The organism is Clostridium sp. OM05-9 (assembly GCF_003481465.1).
GTDB classification, from domain to species: domain Bacteria; phylum Bacillota; class Clostridia; order Lachnospirales; family Lachnospiraceae; genus Coprococcus; species Coprococcus ammoniilyticus.
On the sequence record NZ_QULF01000006.1, the window covers coordinates 76,571 to 95,640 of the forward strand.

Annotated in this window: 12 protein-coding genes; 1 reads left to right on the top strand and 11 read right to left on the bottom strand. The window is 41.5% G+C overall.

Annotated features, from left to right (window positions below):
- Nucleotides 1-18: 18 nt before the first annotated feature.
- From DXB77_RS10805 to DXB77_RS10845, 9 genes are all read right to left on the bottom strand, one after another.
- The gene (locus DXB77_RS10805) at nt 19-1,680 is read right to left on the bottom strand and encodes a DUF6541 family protein (protein ID WP_182427461.1); all 1,662 of its coding nucleotides are present in this window, start codon (nt 1,678-1,680) and stop codon (nt 19-21) included.
- A gap of 55 nt (nt 1,681-1,735) precedes the next feature.
- Nucleotides 1,736-4,390: a YfhO family protein gene (locus DXB77_RS10810; RefSeq protein WP_182439479.1), complete on the bottom strand. Its 2,655-nt coding sequence runs from the start codon at nt 4,388-4,390 to the stop codon at nt 1,736-1,738.
- A 201-nt stretch (nt 4,391-4,591) separates the two neighbouring features.
- Complete coding sequence (locus tag DXB77_RS10815; RefSeq protein WP_118663210.1) at nt 4,592-8,347, bottom strand: phosphoribosylformylglycinamidine synthase; 3,756 nt, start codon at nt 8,345-8,347, stop codon at nt 4,592-4,594.
- 169 nt (nt 8,348-8,516) lie between these two features.
- Nucleotides 8,517-9,455 (bottom strand): M14 family metallopeptidase, encoded by a 939-nt coding sequence (locus DXB77_RS10820; RefSeq protein ID WP_117821904.1) that lies wholly within the window; start codon nt 9,453-9,455, stop codon nt 8,517-8,519.
- On the bottom strand, nt 9,448-10,392 hold the full coding sequence (locus tag DXB77_RS10825; RefSeq protein ID WP_117785519.1) for a M14 family metallopeptidase: 945 nt from the start codon (nt 10,390-10,392) through the stop codon (nt 9,448-9,450). Before DXB77_RS10825 ends, DXB77_RS10820 begins: the two co-directional genes overlap by 8 nt.
- A gap of 168 nt (nt 10,393-10,560) precedes the next feature.
- The gene (spo0A, locus tag DXB77_RS10830) at nt 10,561-11,373 is read right to left on the bottom strand and encodes a sporulation transcription factor Spo0A (RefSeq protein WP_117821905.1); all 813 of its coding nucleotides are present in this window, start codon (nt 11,371-11,373) and stop codon (nt 10,561-10,563) included.
- A 172-nt stretch (nt 11,374-11,545) separates the two neighbouring features.
- Nucleotides 11,546-12,370 carry a sporulation transcription factor Spo0A gene (gene spo0A / locus DXB77_RS10835; RefSeq protein ID WP_117821906.1) on the bottom strand — a complete coding sequence of 275 codons (825 nt, stop codon included), beginning with the start codon at nt 12,368-12,370 and terminating at the stop codon, nt 11,546-11,548.
- 230 nt (nt 12,371-12,600) lie between these two features.
- Complete coding sequence (locus DXB77_RS10840; RefSeq protein WP_118663211.1) at nt 12,601-13,713, bottom strand: 4-hydroxybutyrate dehydrogenase; 1,113 nt, start codon at nt 13,711-13,713, stop codon at nt 12,601-12,603.
- 103 nt (nt 13,714-13,816) lie between these two features.
- Entirely contained in the window at nt 13,817-15,235 is a 1,419-nt protein-coding gene (locus tag DXB77_RS10845; protein ID WP_118663212.1) for a DUF512 domain-containing protein, read from the bottom strand.
- Between the two features lie 161 nt (nt 15,236-15,396).
- Between DXB77_RS10845 and DXB77_RS10850 the strand changes: the two genes are divergently transcribed.
- The gene (locus tag DXB77_RS10850; RefSeq protein ID WP_207665161.1) at nt 15,397-16,239 is read left to right on the top strand and encodes a M15 family metallopeptidase; all 843 of its coding nucleotides are present in this window, start codon (nt 15,397-15,399) and stop codon (nt 16,237-16,239) included.
- Between the two features lie 67 nt (nt 16,240-16,306).
- On the opposite strand, the gene DXB77_RS13040 is transcribed toward DXB77_RS10850, so the two are convergent.
- Both DXB77_RS13040 and DXB77_RS10860 read right to left on the bottom strand, forming a co-directional pair.
- Entirely contained in the window at nt 16,307-17,110 is an 804-nt protein-coding gene (locus tag DXB77_RS13040) for a hypothetical protein (protein WP_179960532.1), read from the bottom strand.
- 159 nt (nt 17,111-17,269) lie between these two features.
- On the bottom strand, nt 17,270-19,012 hold the full coding sequence (locus DXB77_RS10860) for a S8 family peptidase (RefSeq protein ID WP_243100177.1): 1,743 nt from the start codon (nt 19,010-19,012) through the stop codon (nt 17,270-17,272).
- Between the last annotated feature and the right edge of the window lie 58 nt (nt 19,013-19,070).

Genomic DNA, 19,070 nt, shown 5'->3' on the forward strand with positions numbered 1-19,070 from the left:
TTAATACATTCCACAAAATCAGATGTATTGTGTGTCTGTATTTTCCCGTCCACTTTTATGCTTTGTAAGGAACTGGATCACACCAAAAGCAACGATAAGCAACAGACTAAGCAGAGATATCCATTTCGATACTGTCTGCATTATGGTTTTTCCGTACCAGACACAAATCGTTCCGCTTTTCCCATTCAGTTCCAGTCTGACCAGTCCGGTATCCGGATCTTTGGAAACCGGAAGTAGTTCCTGACTGCCGGCCGGATCGGCTACAGTTGCTTCATATCCTTTGTAGTAATATTTCGGAACAACACAACTGTCATAAGTACCATTTACATCAAAGGAATAGCTTCCATCTGAATGATATTCACCTGTCTCCGTCTTCTCATTCTCTCCATACAACCATATCGTTCCACTGTTATCACTGAACACTGTCTGTCCTCTGTCTGCTTCTGATGGCAGCCATTCACAAAAGCCGATCTCATTTGTATTTGCCGGTGTCTCGATATAGTCATATGAATAATCCATGTGCCGAAGGATCTCCACCTGCCATACGACACTCAGATTAAAGACACCGACCAATACGCAGAGCACAAAACACAGTTTGCAGTTTTTCTCGGATAAAAGACTGTGTTTGTATAATGCATATAACTGGTTTCCGATTCCAAATGCTACAAAAAATTCTGTGAACATATTCAGTCTCCATGGAAACTGCAGACTGATAAGCGGTGTTTTATCTATTAATTTCCATGGGAACAACCGTGTTTCTATGAGTAACAAACCAACTGCAAGGCAAAGGCACAGAATTGCCTTTTTATTTTTTATCTGTGACCGTAGTCCAAGCATTACCAGTAACAGGAAAATACCAAGCTCTGCAAAGGAAACTGACAGTCTTCCACTTACAATACCAAGCATCGTCATCATCTCATCCTGTGTCTCAAATGCCGGATTCGTACTGACATAAAATGTTCCATCCGCAAATTGTTCCAATACCGGAATCCAGTAAAATGCAGTCAGCAGTACACAACCTAAAATCTCAGCCAGCACGCCCAGAATATGCTTTTTATCCCATACCTTTCGGATACAGATCAGCACCCATACCACAGCGATTCCAACACATAACACGAAGCTGATCGTGTGACAGAGCAGCAAACCGGAAAATACCAGACATAACAACCCTTTTCTCCGTTCTTCCCGTTCTGTATAATCATACAATGCCAGAAATACCAGAGGAATGAATGCCATAGCGACAACTTCTCCCATTGCCGACCGTCTGTATATATCTTCCAAATGATAATGTCCCATTGTATAAAGTACCATCGTAACAAGCCCCACAAAATGACTTTTTCCAATTACTTTTCCTGCCCGGTATGATGTATAACAGGTCAGTAACAGCAACAGGAAAATATATCCCTTCATGGCTCCTGCCGGTGACAGTCCCATAAAACGAAGCAGGATTGCAGGAAGCAGCAGGATATCCGGATAAAAGATTCCTGCTCCATAACCATACCCCTCCAGCAGTTTATCATAAATATATGCAGGGAAACCCTGTCCGGTCTTTATTGCATGATAAACACTTTCTATTCTCAGAATATGAAAAGTCATATCGTCTCCCTGCGGAAGCAGTTTCCCCATACATGGTATCATGCACAGCAGACTGACAACCAGCATTATAACCAGCCATTCCATTCGTTCTCTTCTGCTTTTCTCCATAAGATCATTAATCAAAAATAGAAGAATTTAATTAATTTTCTACTCTTGTTTTTCCTTCCTTAATTATTTGAAGTTTTCTGGTATTCAACCATATAATAAACGCTGTACACAGCAATCCTAATATACTACAGATAATTCCGGCTTTTAGTCCATATGGAAAGTAAGTAATACGAATATCATGTTCTCCTGCCTGCATCTCTATACCGATTAGCGCTTTTCCGATTGGGACCACTGATTCTCTTTTACCATCTACATATATCTGAAATCCCTTGTAATATGGAATTGAGGTATATAAAATGCCATCTTCTTTTGCCGATATGTGTCCCTCAATCCGTGTATCATCCAAACGAGACACTTCTAATTTCTGCGCCCTTAATTGAGTCAAAGAAGTCTGCATGAGAACATCATCCAAGCTATAAAAATTAATCATCGTTTCCCCTTTGACTCCAGGACTCGCAAGTGTATATACAAGAAGACTCACCTTCTGTCCTTTTTTCAAATTACCAAGGTCAAGGATCTCGCCATTTGATGGATATGTATCAAGTGTACTATATTCTTTTCCATCAATATATACATTTGTCATAACTCTATATGCATCACTTAAGTGTACATACAAATGTATATCTTCTGGAATAGTAATTCCTAATGACAGATTCATTACAGAATCATTCAAAGCTGTTGATAAATATGGGAATAAATTACCTTGTTGTTTAAATGGCAGGCAATAATTTCCTGAAATCTCTATAGACGGAATGGTAACCTCTGTAAACAAATCAGTCTTTTCCCCTAAGGCACTGCTCATAAAAGCATTCTGTACTTCAAATGCATTTCCATTCATCCAATCATTCAATTCAAGTTCATAAGAACACATAAATCCAAGTCCGGCTAAATAATCATTTTCCATTAATTGAAGTACATCCGAAGTCTGCTGATAATCATTATATATTTTCTTTTGTTCTTTACTGGTATATCCACCATAATGCGCTGGTGAATCCGTTAAAACATTTCGTACATTAAACATAGCTGCAGTTACAGGTGTTGTTCCACGATATACATAACATCCACCATTATCCTGATAAGAGAGTCCTAACCTTCGAAACAGCCACACCATTTCTGTATTTTTCATTGACGAAAACAAATTTGTATCTGAATCAATCATATTGTTTGTTGAAAATACCCAGCTTGTCTTTCTCTCTCCCGCCTGCAATTTAATTGCTTTATAATCGTCTTCCCATTCCGATGCAGCAATATTAGGAAGAACTCTTATATCTACCTTTGAGTTATCATTGATCAAAAACGAGTTTCCCATAACTTCAAGCAAACATAAAACAATTACATTTATAAGCATACTTTTCCCTGTTATGCTATTTCTTTCATACAAAAATAAACATATTAAACTGTAAACAAGGATCAGAATTGTTCCCATGTAACATATAATATTTTGTACATCATTATTCCATATAAATGCACAAATTGTTAAACCCATCAGAATGATTGCAACTATTGACATTCTAATAATTCCAAGTTTTTTTAATTTACAAACCTGTTCAAATGCAGATATTATAATAAATACTGTAAGTAAAAAAACATCTCTATTGGATATACTATGCGGATATGAAAAACCATGCATCACATAGATCAATCCCGAAACACACAGGGAAGCCGCCAGAAACAGCAATATCACACAGCGGCGTATACGATTGCCAGGCGTTATCTCCGCATTAAGCAGATAGCAGACCATCAGTACCACAATAACAATTCCACAATACGAGTTAACTGTAAACAAATCGTGTCCAGCTATATCCAATGCATGTCCCCAGAAAAAGCTCTGAATAAAGTTTCCTATATTTCCAATCGTGTTCCATGTATAAGAGGATGCATTTGTAAAATTATCATTTCTGGAACGTACTAATATGTAACACGGAATTAATACTGCTGCTGCCGCAAGTGCAGCACAGACAGATACCAGAAACCATTTGACAAAGCATTTCATCCATGCTTTGCATCCTCCCCGGTTCTGATCAATAAACCAGAAGAAGGATAACAGACAGACAAACCATGCAAAATAAAAATTCACAACAAATACAAGTATCATGGTTACGATATACAATCTGTAATCTTGTTTTCTGACAATTTTCTCAATTCCAAGCATAACAAAAGGAACCAATACCAGGCTGGTAAGCCACATCAGATTATACTGATAGGCTAAAATATAATTGCACATTGCATAAACAATGGAAAATACAAATGTTACTCCATCATTTATCCTTCCATGCTCCATAGAATTAATATATGTATGTCTAAAATAATACAATGCAGAAACAGCACACATACCAATTTCCACTGCCATGGTTACGATCATGCCCAGTTCCATACTGTATCTGCCAAAACAAAGCGTGATCAGGTTGAATGGGCTCATCAGATAATACATCATATTGCAATAAAAATCATAACCCATTCCACCATTCCAACTAAAAAGCAGTGACTGGCCGTTTTTTAACCGGTCATATAATTCTTTAAAAAAAGAAAGGTACTGATCTTTGGCATCCCCAAGTAAAATAGAATTATCACCAAATGGATAACATTTTCCAATCAACATATGTACCAGAAGTCCGATAACCGGTACACAGAATGCAAGAACATAAAGTCCCCAACTTCTTTTTTTCCCTTTCTCTTTTTTGTCCATAGTTCCAATCTCCTTTATATTTATACCTAAATCTGTAAAAATTCTTTTTCTCATTTTTCTGACTACATCATGAATCTGTCAAAACCTCATGATTATACAAGTCTTTAACAAATAATAAAGCCCGCATAATCCTCTCTCAGCCACCAAACGGTTATGCCTCAATCCTATCATGCGGGCTTTTATTTATGATCTATTATTCTCTTACTTGAAGTAATCTACACCACTTTCAAAGATCTTCTGGTTCTGGTCGCCATAGATATTGACTGCAACCGCACGACCGGTACGCTCTGAATGTCCCATCTTACCAAGTACACGACCATCCGGGCTTGTGATACCTTCGATCGCATAGTAAGAACCATTGACATTGTAGTACTCATCCATTGTCGGGTTACCATTCATATCAACATACTGTGTTGCAACCTGACCATTTTCAAACAGCTTCTCGCACCATTCCTTGCTTGCAACAAATCTTCCCTCACCATGTGAGATTGGAATTGTGTATACGCCGCCAAGTTCAGCTTCCTTTAACCATGGGGACTTGTTTGTTACCACCTTGGTATAAACCATCTTGGACTGATGACGACCGATACTGTTGATCGTCAATGTAGGTGAATCATCTGTCTGTGGACGGATCTCACCGTAAGGAACCAGTCCGAGCTTGATCAGTGCCTGGAATCCGTTACAGATACCAAGTGCAAGACCATCTCTCTGCTGTAACAGCTTCATAACCTCGTCTGCGATCTTCGCATTACGGAATGCTGTTGCGATAAACTTACCGGAACCATCCGGTTCATCACCTGCGGAGAAGCCACCCGGGAACATGATGATCTGTGACTGGCTGATTGCCTTTGTAAATGCATCTACAGAATCACGAATGCCCTGTGCTGTCATGTTGCGGAATACGATCGTCTCAACCTCTGCACCTGCACGTTCAAATGCCTTTGCAGAATCATATTCACAGTTTGTACCCGGGAATACAGGAATGAATACCTTTGGCTTTGCAACCTTATTCTTTGCTGTATATACGGTCTTTGCATCAAAAAGACCGGTCTCGATCTTCTTCTGTTCTACACCTGACTCTGTCGGGAATACCTTCTCCAGTGTCTTTGTCCATGCAGCAAGTGCTTCATCCATTGTAACTGTTACATCACCATAGGTGAATGCTGCACTGTTATTTACAGTACCGATCTTCTTAACCGGAATACCAAGTGTATTTACATTCTCCGGCTTCACTTCAAGGATGATTGAACCATAATCCTTGGAAACCAGTTCTCTCTTTGTAATACAGGTATCAATATCTACACCCAGTTTATTACCAAATGCCATCTTGCTGACAGCTTCGATCATACCACCAAATCCTACAGCGTAAGCAGATTCTACCTTGTCTGCAAGGATTGCCTGATGTAACAGATCGTACATGGCAAGTACATTCTGATATACCGGGATATCATTTTCATCTTTTTCTATATCAAGCTTAACAAGCACATTGCCTGCTTTCTTAAGCTCCGGTGTTACTACGTTCATGTAACTTGCAACATCAACTGCAAAGGAAACCAGTGTCGGAGGAACATCGATATCATTGAAGGTTCCTGACATACTGTCTTTACCCCCGATAGATGGAAGTCCAAGTCCGACCTGAACATCATATGCACCAAGCAGGGCTGCAAATGGCTGACCCCATCTGTATGGATCTGTTCCGAGTCTCTTGAAATACTCCTGGAAGGTCAGACGGATCTTTGAAACATCACCACCAGCTGCTGCGATCTTTGCTGCAGATGTTACAACTGCATATACAGAACCATGATATGGGCTCCAGCTTGACAGATATGGATCAAATCCATAACTCATCATTGTGATCGTATCGGTCTTACCCTTCATAACAGGAAGCTTTGCGATCATTGTCTGTGTCGGTGTAAGCTGATACTTTCCACCATATGGCATCGTTACTGTGCCTGCTCCGATTGAGCTGTCGAACATCTCAACAAGACCCTTCTGTGAACATACATTCAGATCTGATAATGTGTCGATCCATGCTTTCTTTACATCTTCCGGTTCTTTTACAGAATCGAAATAATTATCTGCCTTTGCAGGAATCTCTACCTTAACATCTGTTTCCTGATGTGCGCCGTTTGTATCAAGGAATGCACGGGAGATATTTACGATCTCTTTTCCTCTCCATGTCAGAACCAGTCTTGGTTCTTCTGTTACTTCTGCTACAACAACGGCTTCCAGATTCTCTTCATCCGCATACTTAAGCATCGTATCTACATCTTTTGGATCTACTACGATAGCCATACGCTCCTGAGATTCTGAAATAGCAAGCTCTGTTCCATCCAGACCTGCATATTTCTTTGGAACCTTGTCCAGATCTACAACCAGACCAGGTGCAAGTTCTCCGATCGCTACGGATACACCGCCGGCACCAAAGTCATTACATTTCTTTATGATAGAAGCAACTTCTTCTCTTCTGAACAGTCGCTGGATCTTTCTCTCTGTTGGAGGATTACCCTTCTGTACTTCTGCACCACAGGTCTCAAGAGACTGGCTGTTATGTGCCTTGGATGATCCGGTTGCTCCACCACAACCGTCACGACCGGTACGTCCGCCGAGAAGGATGATCTTATCTCCCGGATCAGAATTCAGACGTTTTACCGCACGTCTTGGAGCTGCACCCATAACTGCTCCGATCTCCATTCTCTTTGCTACATAATCCGGATGATATATTTCATTTACAAGTCCTGTTGCAAGACCGATCTGGTTACCATATGAGCTGTAACCTGCTGCTGCGGTCGTAACGATCTTTCTCTGTGGAAGCTTTCCAGGAAGAGTATCCTTTAAAGACTTTGTAGGATCTGCTGCTCCGGTTACTCGCATAGCCTGATATACATATCCTCTACCTGACAACGGATCACGGATCGCACCACCAAGACAAGTAGCAGCACCACCAAACGGTTCGATCTCAGTTGGGTGGTTATGTGTCTCATTCTTGAAGAATACGAGCCATTCCTCTGTCTCACCGTCTACTTCTACAGGAACGATGATACTGCAGGCATTGATCTCATCGGATACTTCCATATCGTCTAATTTGCCTGCTGCCTTTAACTGCTTCATACCCATAAGGGCTATATCCATCAGACAGATGAACTTATCATCTCTGTCCTTGTACATTTCTTTCATCTCTGCCCGGTAAGCATCAAATGTCTTCTCAAGCATATCCTTATAATCACCATCATCAAATTCAACATTTGTAAGCTCTGTTGAGAATGTGGTATGACGGCAATGATCAGACCAGTATGTATCCAGCACACGGATCTCTGTCATAGATGGATCACGCTTCTCTTCACCCTTGAAATACTTCTGGATATGAAGGAAATCCTTAAATGTCATCGCAAGTCCGAGGGAATCATATAACTCCTTTAACTTGTCCTCTGTCATATCCTTAAAGCCATCAAAAACAATAACGTCGGCCGGTTCTTCATACTCGGTAACAAGTGTCTCAGGGATCTCCATACCACAGGCTCTGGAATCTACCGGGTTGATACAGTATTCCATAACTGCTTTTAACTGCTCATCCGTTACATTACCGGATAAAATATATGTTGTGGCTGTCTTTATGATAGGATCTTCATCTTCATTTAAAAGCTTAACACATTGTTCTGCTGAATCTGCTCTCTGATCGAACTGTCCCGGAAGGAACTCAACAGAAAATACCTTATCTGTATCTGCCATTGGAAGATTATCTCCCTCGTAGATCATATCGATCGGTGGCTCTGAAAATACTGTAACCAGTGCTTTTTTGTATGTTTCTTCAGACAGATTCTCAATATCGTAACGAACCAGTACTCTTACATACTCGGCATCGATATTCAGATAGTTCTTGATCTCGTCATGAAGTTCCTTTGCCTTAACTGCATAGTCAGGCTTCTTTTCAACATAAACTCTCTTAACTGTGCTCATAAAAACCTCCATTTTTATCATATGTTTTTTCCCATATTCCGGGAATTCATATTATTACAAGCGTTTTACAACGCCTATGATACCACTTTTGAAATTCATTGAATAGCTTTTTTCAGCTTTTCTTTTTAAATTGTTGCTGTTTACCGAATAAACCTCAAAACAGCCATCTTTAATTGTGCAGTCTGCGGATAAGCTTGAATACCACTGAATTCTGATAGATCATCGGTGCATTCTGCGCATAGAAAATAATTCCATCTGTCGGTGCGTAAATATCGGCTGCGATCTCTCCGGTCATCGGATTTATAACATTTGCAATAACATTTCCCCGAACCACTTCATCTCCCGGACTTACAAACCGCTTTAAAAAACCACCGGATTTATCTGACTTTACAGACAGCAGTTCCTCCTCATCAAGAACAGTCGATATATAACCTGCATGACAGTTGTACCGGATGATTCCCATTCTGGTCAGGAATCGGAGTACCGCTGAAACCGCATGTGCTGCACTCTCACCGTCAATCTTCTCCGTCACACCGGAATACACGGAAAACGCCTCGGTTCCTCCGATCTGCCAGTTATAATTTAAAGTTGCCTTATCATATGCCCTCGGTTCTGCTGTCAGAACATAAGGAAGACCAAACAGATTGGCCAGACTGGTACTCTGCTTTCCCGTCTCCATCATTCTGACATGCGGGATAAATTCTCCATCCATATAAAAGCTTGCAAACTGTATTCCATACGCATAATCTTTTACATGATCCATAACCGCTGCCGCTATCCTGCTGGTCGCCTGTCCTTCCGGATTTCCCGGAAAAGCACGGTTCACATCAGAATTATCAGAGATCCAGTATTTCTTACCGACATTAAAGGAACTGTAATTTAAGGATGGAATCAGCAGTATCTGTTTTCCCGATACGATTGCTCCTCTTGTCTCAAGTTCGCTTAATTTTTTCGACAGCAGGGAACAGATGTATAACTGCTGGAATTCATTTCCGCGCATAGCTCCCATGATACATGCCGCCTTTTCTCCTGTTCCGAAGCTGAAGCCTTTAATGGAATATTCTCCACGATAGGCGGTGTTCATCGTATATATGATCTCTTTACGCATTATTTGTCACACCTCCAAATATTCTGGCAACCAGCGAGCCTTCCTCGATCACCGGATAAGCGCGAAGTGAGAATACCACGCCTCTTCTTGGTGACAGGATCGTCTCTTCGACAGAACCGGTCAGTACATTTACGATCTGTCCGATCACATCTCCCTTTTCGACTACGCCTGAGTGCTTTACCTTTGGTATAAAGATACCACTGCTCTCTGCATTCACAAAAGAAACATCCGTATCTCGGGCAATCTTCGGCATATGTGTATTATATGCGCAGCCGTCCCAGATCCCCATATATTCCATCAATGAAAATAATCCTTCAACGATCTGATCCGCATAGTCATAATCGATCATAAGTGCAACACCTGATTCTACGACCATACTCTTTACTCCGATCTCATTTAACGAGTATGCAAGGCTTCCTTCCATAACGGTAGAGGATGGATGCACCCATACAACATCCGTATTCATTCTGGCAGCATACGGAAGAATATCATCGGCAATATCCGAATTCACCCGTACCTGTGGTAATTCTTTCAAATATACGCTGCTGGAATGCAGATCGACGCAGATATCCGAACCTTTAATATCCTGCAGCACAAGTGCCGCCGTATACTCCCCGACCGTTCCTTCTGTAGAACCCGGAAACAATGTGTTCATATCAATATCAAACACGGGAACATCTCTCACCTGTGCTTCTAAGCCCATTGGATTAATAAACGGATATATGTCCACGATTCCTTTTAATTTATCAAAATCCTTTTTGATCCGTCGGATCACCTCATAGCAGATATACTGTCCTGCCACTTCATCTCCATGTACACCGGATACAATACTTAATCTTTTTTCTTTTCCTGTGGCAAAATCGGGAGCCAGACGATTTTTCTTTACCCGCATTACCTCATCGATCAGCATATCTGCTGACGCTACTGTTTCTATCATTTCTTCTTCCTTTACAGCAAAAAACAGAGCCCCCATGGCGCTCTGTTTTGTTTTTTATTTATTAGGATCCCTGTCTTATACAGGATTTCCATCTTTTATTTCAGCACCTTATCTATTATACACGTTTCTCTCATTATACGTCAACAAACAAGGAACTTTTTATACACATCATGCTCTTTTTCGATATTCGATCCGGAGCTTATCTGCGATCAGTGCAATAAATTCTGAATTCGTTGGTTTTCCTTTACCAGCATTCACCGTATATCCAAAAATATCATTGATCACATCGATCTGTCCTCTGCTCCATGCAACCTCGATCGCATGACGAATCGCACGTTCTACGCTGGATGATGTCGTTTTATATTTCTTTGCAATCGTCGGATATAAAAGCTTCGTTATGTAATTCAACATATTGACATCGTTTACTGCCATAATGATTCCTTCACGAATATATTGATAACCCTTTATATTAGCTGGAATTCCTATATCCCTGATAATATCCGTTACATCACTCTCAATATTATTCGCTGCACCAGACAATTCCTCTCTATTCTGGATGCAGATCAGATCTTTTGAGATCTCAGTCTGTACCTCTTTTCTTCTGTTGTAAATCTGATGAATTCTTGCAATGAGCTGCTCAGAATTATATGGTTTCAATACATAAAAAGATGCCCCCAGTTCGAACGCGCACCGTATCAGTCTCTGCGAACCAACCGATGTTACAATGACAAATAATGTATCTGGGCATTCGCCTGATTCCCGGATCTGTTCCATTACCCCTAATCCATCCAGAACCGGAAGACAGATATCTAAAAGTACAACATCTGGCTGATATTTTTTTATTGATTCGATCGCACTCTCCCCATCACTTACCTTATCAAGAACCCTCATCCCTGTTCTTGTGTTCGCTGCTGTAAGCTGACGTGCTATTAATTCACAGTCGCTATCAGCAATAATAATACTGATTTCTTGATTGTTCATTATTCAATCCCCCTTAATCTTTTTTGTTTGAAAAATCGACTGTTTCTAAAGTATATTTGTGATTTCGACAAATGTCAAGAACTTACCAGGTTCACAGAACCCCCTCTGATAAGTGAATTTTTATCCATTTTTCGACATATTTCGTCGTCACCTGATGGAATGCACCATATTTCTAAGAAATACTTTGCAGGGAATACTCCGTTTTCTGAAGCATACTGCGATTATCCAGTCGAATTTTGTCTGCAATCAATGCAATAAATTCCGAATTTGTCGGTTTGCCCTTTCCCGCATGGATCGTATATCCAAATAATTCATTGATCGTATCCATACTGCCTCTACCCCAGGCAACCTCGATTGCATGACGGATCGCACGTTCCACTCTGGAGGCTGTCGTTCCATATTCCTCTGCAATCGATGGGTACAACTGCTTTGTAATTGAATTCAGGATGTCCATATCGTGAACTGCCATCAGGATCGCACTGCGAAGATACTGATATCCTTTTATATGTGCAGGGACGCCAATCTCATGTATGATATCAGTCACTACAGCTTCCAGCATGGTTCCATCCGAACCTGTTTCCACCAATTTCTGATAATTATCATTTCTTTTAGCCTTCATAACATCCTCAATAATCTCCCGGATCTTTCGTTCATCATATGGCACATCAAGAATTCGCAATACAAGGCGGTCTGCGATCTTATAGTAGATGAAGTCAAGATATTCTTTATGTGTTTTCGATCCACACAGAAGAATCCTTGTATTCTTCAGATTCTTATAGTGCATGATCTCTTCTGTTATCTCCAGGATATCTTTGCCCGGCAAAACCTCATCCATGATCACAACATCCGGTTCCCGTTCCAGAATCTTCTTCACGGCTTCCTGTCCACTGTCACATATCCCCGAAATCTCATACCCCGGAATCGACTTCACGATAGATACAAGCTGTTCCACTTCTCTTTTGTCGCGCTTTACTATCATTATTTTTACATAATTCATAATGTCCCTCCTGCTCTTCTGCCTTGGACAACATTATATCTCTATGATACCTGCTTTGGAATATGCTTCTCTCCGCAAGTTGCGACAGCTTTTCGCCTCTGAGGAACAATTTTGTACCGTCTCGACATTTTACAAGCAGAACTCCGTAGAATTATGTCTGATCTGGGTAATAAAAAGAAGATGATGTTCCATCTTTCTTTTTTTCTATATCCGAAAAGGCTCCGTCCGGATTAAAAGAGTTCTTTATATATCTTGTAAACTCTGTCCCGGTCAAGTTCCACGAAGTTATTCGCCATCAGACGACCCTGATTCGTCATAACGGAATCGGTAAATTCGACAAGATCCTGCTCCGTTACCCCATATTCATGCAATGCTTTCTTTGGAATCAGAATATTTAAAAGATCCTCCAGAGATTCATAGACATTTTCAACATCGCAGTCAAGGATATCTGCAATAAATGCATTTAATTTTGCAATTTCTCCATCCTGCCTGATCTCCATATAATTCTTCATGACTCCGGTAAACATGGCATAGTTCGATTCTCCATGTGCAACATGATAGGTTGCTCCAAGTGGATAGCTTAAGGCATGTACTGCCGCACAGCCAGCATTGCCAAATGCGATTCCGGCGTAGTTTGAAGCTACAAGGAAACGGTCTAACAATGGAATTCTGGCCTCCGGTCCTTTCTCACGGATCTCCATATATCCATGAAGGATCATATCGATCGCCTTATAGCCAAACATACGTGTATATTCATTTCCTTTCGGAGACAAACTGGACTCTACTGCATGGACAAGTGCATCGATCGAACTGGTTGCAAAGAAGCGGAACGGAAGCCCCTTTAACAGCTCCGGTATCAGGACCGCAGAATCTCCATACATCTCATCGACTGCCAGCCCCTTCTTCGTTCCCCTGCTGTTTAATGCAAGGATCGCTATATTTGTTACCTCTGAACCGGTTCCACAGGTAGTTGGAACCAGTACCAGTTCTTTATCTTTTTCTATCGGAAGCTTGCCATCATACAGATCAAGAATCGGGGATACATACTTTAATGCAAACAGCTTTGAAATATCAATTACCGTTCCTCCACCGATTGCTATAATTCTTTTATGTTCACCCTTTATATCCTTATAAATTGCCTCCGCCATATCATCTGAAGGCTCACCTGCACCATATTTTTCCTGAAAGATAACATCACATTCCAGATCCATCTTTCCAAAAAACGGTTCATAGATATATTCATTTGTAATTACCAGATCACCTTTTTCGATATGGAATTCATCAGCAAATTCCTTACATGTGTCATACTTATAAATCGTTGGTTTGAGCATTAACTGTTTCATACGTATCCTCCATTCATTTTCTCTGATATTTCTGTACCAAAATTTTTGCTCACATTGTACCACTATAGAATGAAATTACAATTACCCAAAAAGAGCATCTTTTTTACTCTTCTGTATTATCAAATGCCTGAATATATCCAACGGTTTCATTGTTTCGATCCATCGAATAGGAAGGATCGATGACTGCCTGTATAAAATCTGCACCTCCGGATTCGATCGGTACCACCTTTAAGCCCAACTGCTTCTCTACCTGTGCAACTGTCATATCATCTAAAAATACCTGTTCTCCCATTCGCAACATATTCGATGGAATGAGCAGCGCTTCTCCCAGATCATCTCCTGCTGCCTGCCGCTCTTTTAACTGGGTCGTCAGATCAATGCCTGTGATCAGTCCGGATACTGTGATTGTTTCTCCAAAGAAGTCATTCCGGATGCAATATACACGGATCGTAAGTCCTGGATATGCCTGCATCAGCCTTGCTGCAAAGTCTACAACCGTACTATATGTCAGTTTTCCGGTTGCCATACAGATCGTACGGCGGAATGTTCCTTTCTGTTCCTGATATTCCGGTGAAGCCAGCAGCTCCTGATAGGCTTCATCAAATTCCTCTAAAAACAATCGCATCATTCCAACGCCATTTTCAAGCTGGATATAACCATCATAGCGTTCTGCTTCCGGAAATTCCCGTCCGGCCGTTATATACCACTCATCACTTGCATGAATAAAATGAAGCGAATACCTTTCATAGAATTTTTTCTGATAACTCTCGATCAGATCGATAACCTGTCCCGCTTCTTCCTTCGTAAATAATTCTAATGGGTACAAACCTTTTCGGAATTTCGTAAGTCCGGCAGGAACAACGGATACACTCCGCATAAATGGCAGATACTTTCCAAGATCCCGGATACTCCGTTCCAACTCTGCCCCGTCATTTACACGCTTGCAGAGAACGATCTGCCCATTCATCTCTACATGCCCTTCAAAAAGACGATCCAGATATTTCAGCCGGTCACCTGCAAAACGATTATGCAACATCTTGCAGCGAAGCTCCGGATTGGTCGTCTGAACCGATATATTGATCGGCGCAAGCTGCATCTTAATGATACGATCCACATCCTCATCTGTCATATTTGTAAGCGTGATATAATTGCCCTGCAAAAAAGACAACCGGGAATCATCATCCTTAAAATAAAGTGTCTCTCTCATCCCCGGCGGCATCTGATCAATAAAACAGAACATGCATTTATTGGTACAGGAACGATAATCGCTCATAAGACCGTTTTCAAATTCCATCCCAAGATCATCATCATAATCCTTCTCGATCTCAAGCAGCCATTCTTCTCCATATGATTTACGGATCAACACCTCTATATATTCATCTTTGATCATATAACGATAATCAAATACATCTTTTATTTCTTTATCGTTGATTGCAAGCAGATAATCACCCGGTTCTATTTCCATCTCTTCTGCAATGGAGCCCGGATAGACTACCGTAATTAAATGTTCTATTTTCTTCACAGTTATTCCTCATCATTTTCTAATGTATCTTCCCCATTATACCATCGCAAAATAAAAAAAAAAGATGATAAATATGCAAAAACGATGCTTTTTTGAGAATTTTTGTATGCTTCTGTGGCGTATCCTTCTGTACATAAACAAAAGACAAAGGAGCGAACATCATGTTGCATATATTTGGAACTGTAATTAAGAAAAAGAAGGTCATAATTCTGGGGATCATCTATATACTGTTACTGATACTTGTAATCCTTGCAGGAAAGGCAAAAAAAATGAAACTTCAGGAACAGGTCTCCCAGTCAGACTCCAGGTCCATCACAACAGAACAGGTTTCTGTCTCCGAAGATTCCACCGAGAAAACCAAAGCATCCTCCGGCAGCTATTCTTCCTTTGATACTGCATCCGTTTTACAAACGCTTGCCTCCGCAACAGAAGCAAAAAACAACGGGCTGCTGACACTGGTCAATATGTCTCATACCCTGCCAGCCGACTGGACCGTTGATCTGGTCGAACTGCGAAACGATCAGTCGATCGACCGCCGTGCTTATGACGGGCTTCAAAAAATGATGGACGATGCAAGAGCCGAAGGTCTTGACCCTCTGATCTGCTCTTCCTACCGTACAAATGAAACACAGGAACGGCTCTATACAAATAAAAAGAATTCTTATCTGGAGCAGGGTTACAGCGAAGATGATGCTACAGCCCTTGCTGCTACCTGGGTTGCCTATCCCGGTACCAGCGAACACCAGCTCGGCCTTACCGTTGATATCTGTTCCATTGGCAACCAGGAGCTGGATTCCTCCCAGGAAGATACCGCCACCCAGCAATGGCTGATGGCAAACTGTTATAAATACGGCTTCATCCTCCGTTATCCGGCAGATAAATCCGATATAACAGAAATCTCTTATGAACCCTGGCATTACCGCTATGTTGGTGTTGAAGCTGCTACAGAAATGTACCAGAAGCATCTTTGTTTAGAGGAATATCTGGAACAGCATACCAATTAAAAAAGCAGTTCAGTCTCCGGTGATCTGTTCTTCACCATCCAGACTGGACTGCTTTTTATTTATATTCTTATTCTGCCGGAATAAATGGAAGGTCGATCGGTTGATCTGCTTTTGTGGATGGATCCGTTGTAGCTTCTGTCGTAGCCTCCGTTGTCTTCTCTTCCGTCGTTTTCTCTTCCGTTGTACGCTCTTCTGTCGTCTTTTCTTCGGTTGTCTTTTCCTCGGTCGTACGTTCTTCCGTCGTCTTTTCCTCAGTCGTCTTCTCTTCGGTTGTCTCCTCCTCGGTTGTCTTCTCTTCTGTCGTCTTTTCTTCCGTTGACGGCTCTTCGGTTACGATCGGCTTCTGTTCCTCGGTCGTTACAACCGGAAGTTCATCTTCGGTTCCCGCTGCCGTTGTTACCTCATACGTCGTAGAGGCTTCCGTAGAGTAAGATGTGTGTGAATCATAGGTATTATATTCCGATGTTACTTCTATTTCTTCTTCATTCTCGGAATCGTCATTAATATTTGTAGTTGGCAAAGGCTCTTCTGTAACAATATTTACTTTCTTCTCCTCAGTAGAACTCTCTTCCTGTTGCGTCTCCTGCTTTGCCTTTTCATATTTTGCTTTATTTGTCTGAAAGAACACACCAAAGAAGGTATATTCACATATGATAAGTACAGCAAGCACTGCAACTATGATCTTCAGTATATTATCCTTCCTCCAGAACCGTTTCTTTGCAGGAACTTCATCCGTTTCCGGAACATCTGTCTGATGTGTCTCTTCCGGCTCGGTTTCATCTATATCTTCTGTCTCTATGATCTCACTTACTTCATCTATATCTTCTGTTTCAAATATTTCTGAGTTATCCGTATGAATCTTTTTATCCATATGTACCTCCGACTATTATTATCCATTCTGGCACATTTTATACATGCCCTTTACCTGTTGGTTACAAACACGTCTTATAGTATAATACACCGCACAAAATCTGTAAAATCATTTTACGAAAAATTATAAATCTTTTACATTTTTGTTACATTTACAGTGTCAGGTCCGGAGCGAATCAAAGGTATTATACACATTCAGGATTCCATAGCCCCACTCCGGGTTCGGATATTCCCTTGCAAACAGATATCCCTCTGTATCGTTCATAACATATGAAAACGGACTTCCTGCCGTTCCCGGACGAACTGCTCCCCGAATAAAATAATTACGGATCTGATTTCCATTTACAAACCGTGCCAGATCCCGGTCTCTTGCCCATTGCAGGATTAATGCCGCACACCCGGCACAATGCGCTGCTGCAACAGAAGTACCTGATTTTCTGACAAATGTTCCTGCTCTGCCCGGACCATATACATCAACACCCGGAGCAACAAAATCCGGCTTGATATCATCTGCCGCCGTATATCCCCTGCTTCCATCCAGAAACAGTGTATCCGAATAATGATCATATGCCCCCACTCCCATCGGAACTACTCCTGTAGCCGGATTCACAAGCGTTGTTTCAGGCGTTGGTCTTATAAACCGGGTATCCGGGGAAAGAAATGCCGTGATCGGCAGCCATGCATGAAAGGTCTTCTCGGTATCACCGCTTCCATATACCCGGATCCGCCACAGACCATTTGGCGGATCAAAAAAGCGCATCATGATCAGTTCTTCTCCCGACTGATCCTCCACAAGAAAATAATCGATATATATGATCCCACCACCAAAAACCGGACGTATGACTTCACTTTTATCAAAGCGGGGAGTAATCTGACTTACAAACTCCCCACCCGGAATCTCAAATGCCACAGAATATGTATTGGGAACCGCTCCCCAGATTTCAAGTGTAAAGCTGTTATTTCCCGTAACATTAATCTCCATTTCCGTATAAGTGCTTCCCCCTTCGATCCTGCCTCTGAAATGATGCCCTGCAATTCCCTCATTTCCTGCCGGAACGGACACAGCGACTCCGGTCATGATACCAACATTTGAAAGCAGGGCTTCTAATGCAGAAGAACCAGTATGGCTCCCACTGTTCGAACCAACTCCAATCAGGATCGATATATTTTTCCGAAGTCTGCTTGCCTGTCTCCGCAGAAATGCTACCCCCATCATAATATCATTTTCCTGATATGCTTCTACGTCCTCCGGCACACCATATAGTCCCCGCAGATTATTCTTTGCCTGCTTTAATTTTACAATCACATATTCTGCTTCCGGCGCCACTCCTGTGAAATCAGCTGTCCGTTTTCCTGCTGCAATCCCTGCAAGAAAGGTTCCATGTCCATTTGCATCTGTCAGGATATCCGCTTCATTTCGTATGGCTTCATTAATATCCTCCTGCTGATATACCGTTCCATATCCGGGATTTTCTTCCTGATCTGATGGTCCCGGCACGGACTGATCCCATGCTGCAATAATTCTTGTATTTCCGGCAGCATCCAGAAACAGATCATTCCGAATATCAATCCCGGTATCGATAATTCCGATCAGAATTCCCTTTCCGGTAAGTCCAAGGATCGATTCCTGCTGTATATTCACAGCTCCGACTGCTTCTACACTACTGGTATCCATCAGCCCATACAATTTGGGGAAAAGTGTATATTCCAGTCTGGAAAAGATCTGCATATAATCCTCCGGCTTCTCCCTGTATAAAACAGCAAACCGCTCATCAATAAAGAGCAGGCAGCCGTTTTCTCTGTAAATATCCAAAACAGCTTCCCGCTCTTCGTTGTATTCAATCAGATAGTCTGCATAATCCTCCCTGTACGCTACATTTTCACATTCCATTTCGATTCCCATCGTATGCTTTTCGTATACAGTCTATTCCGTCTGATTTCTTTCTATACCTTTTTTTGCA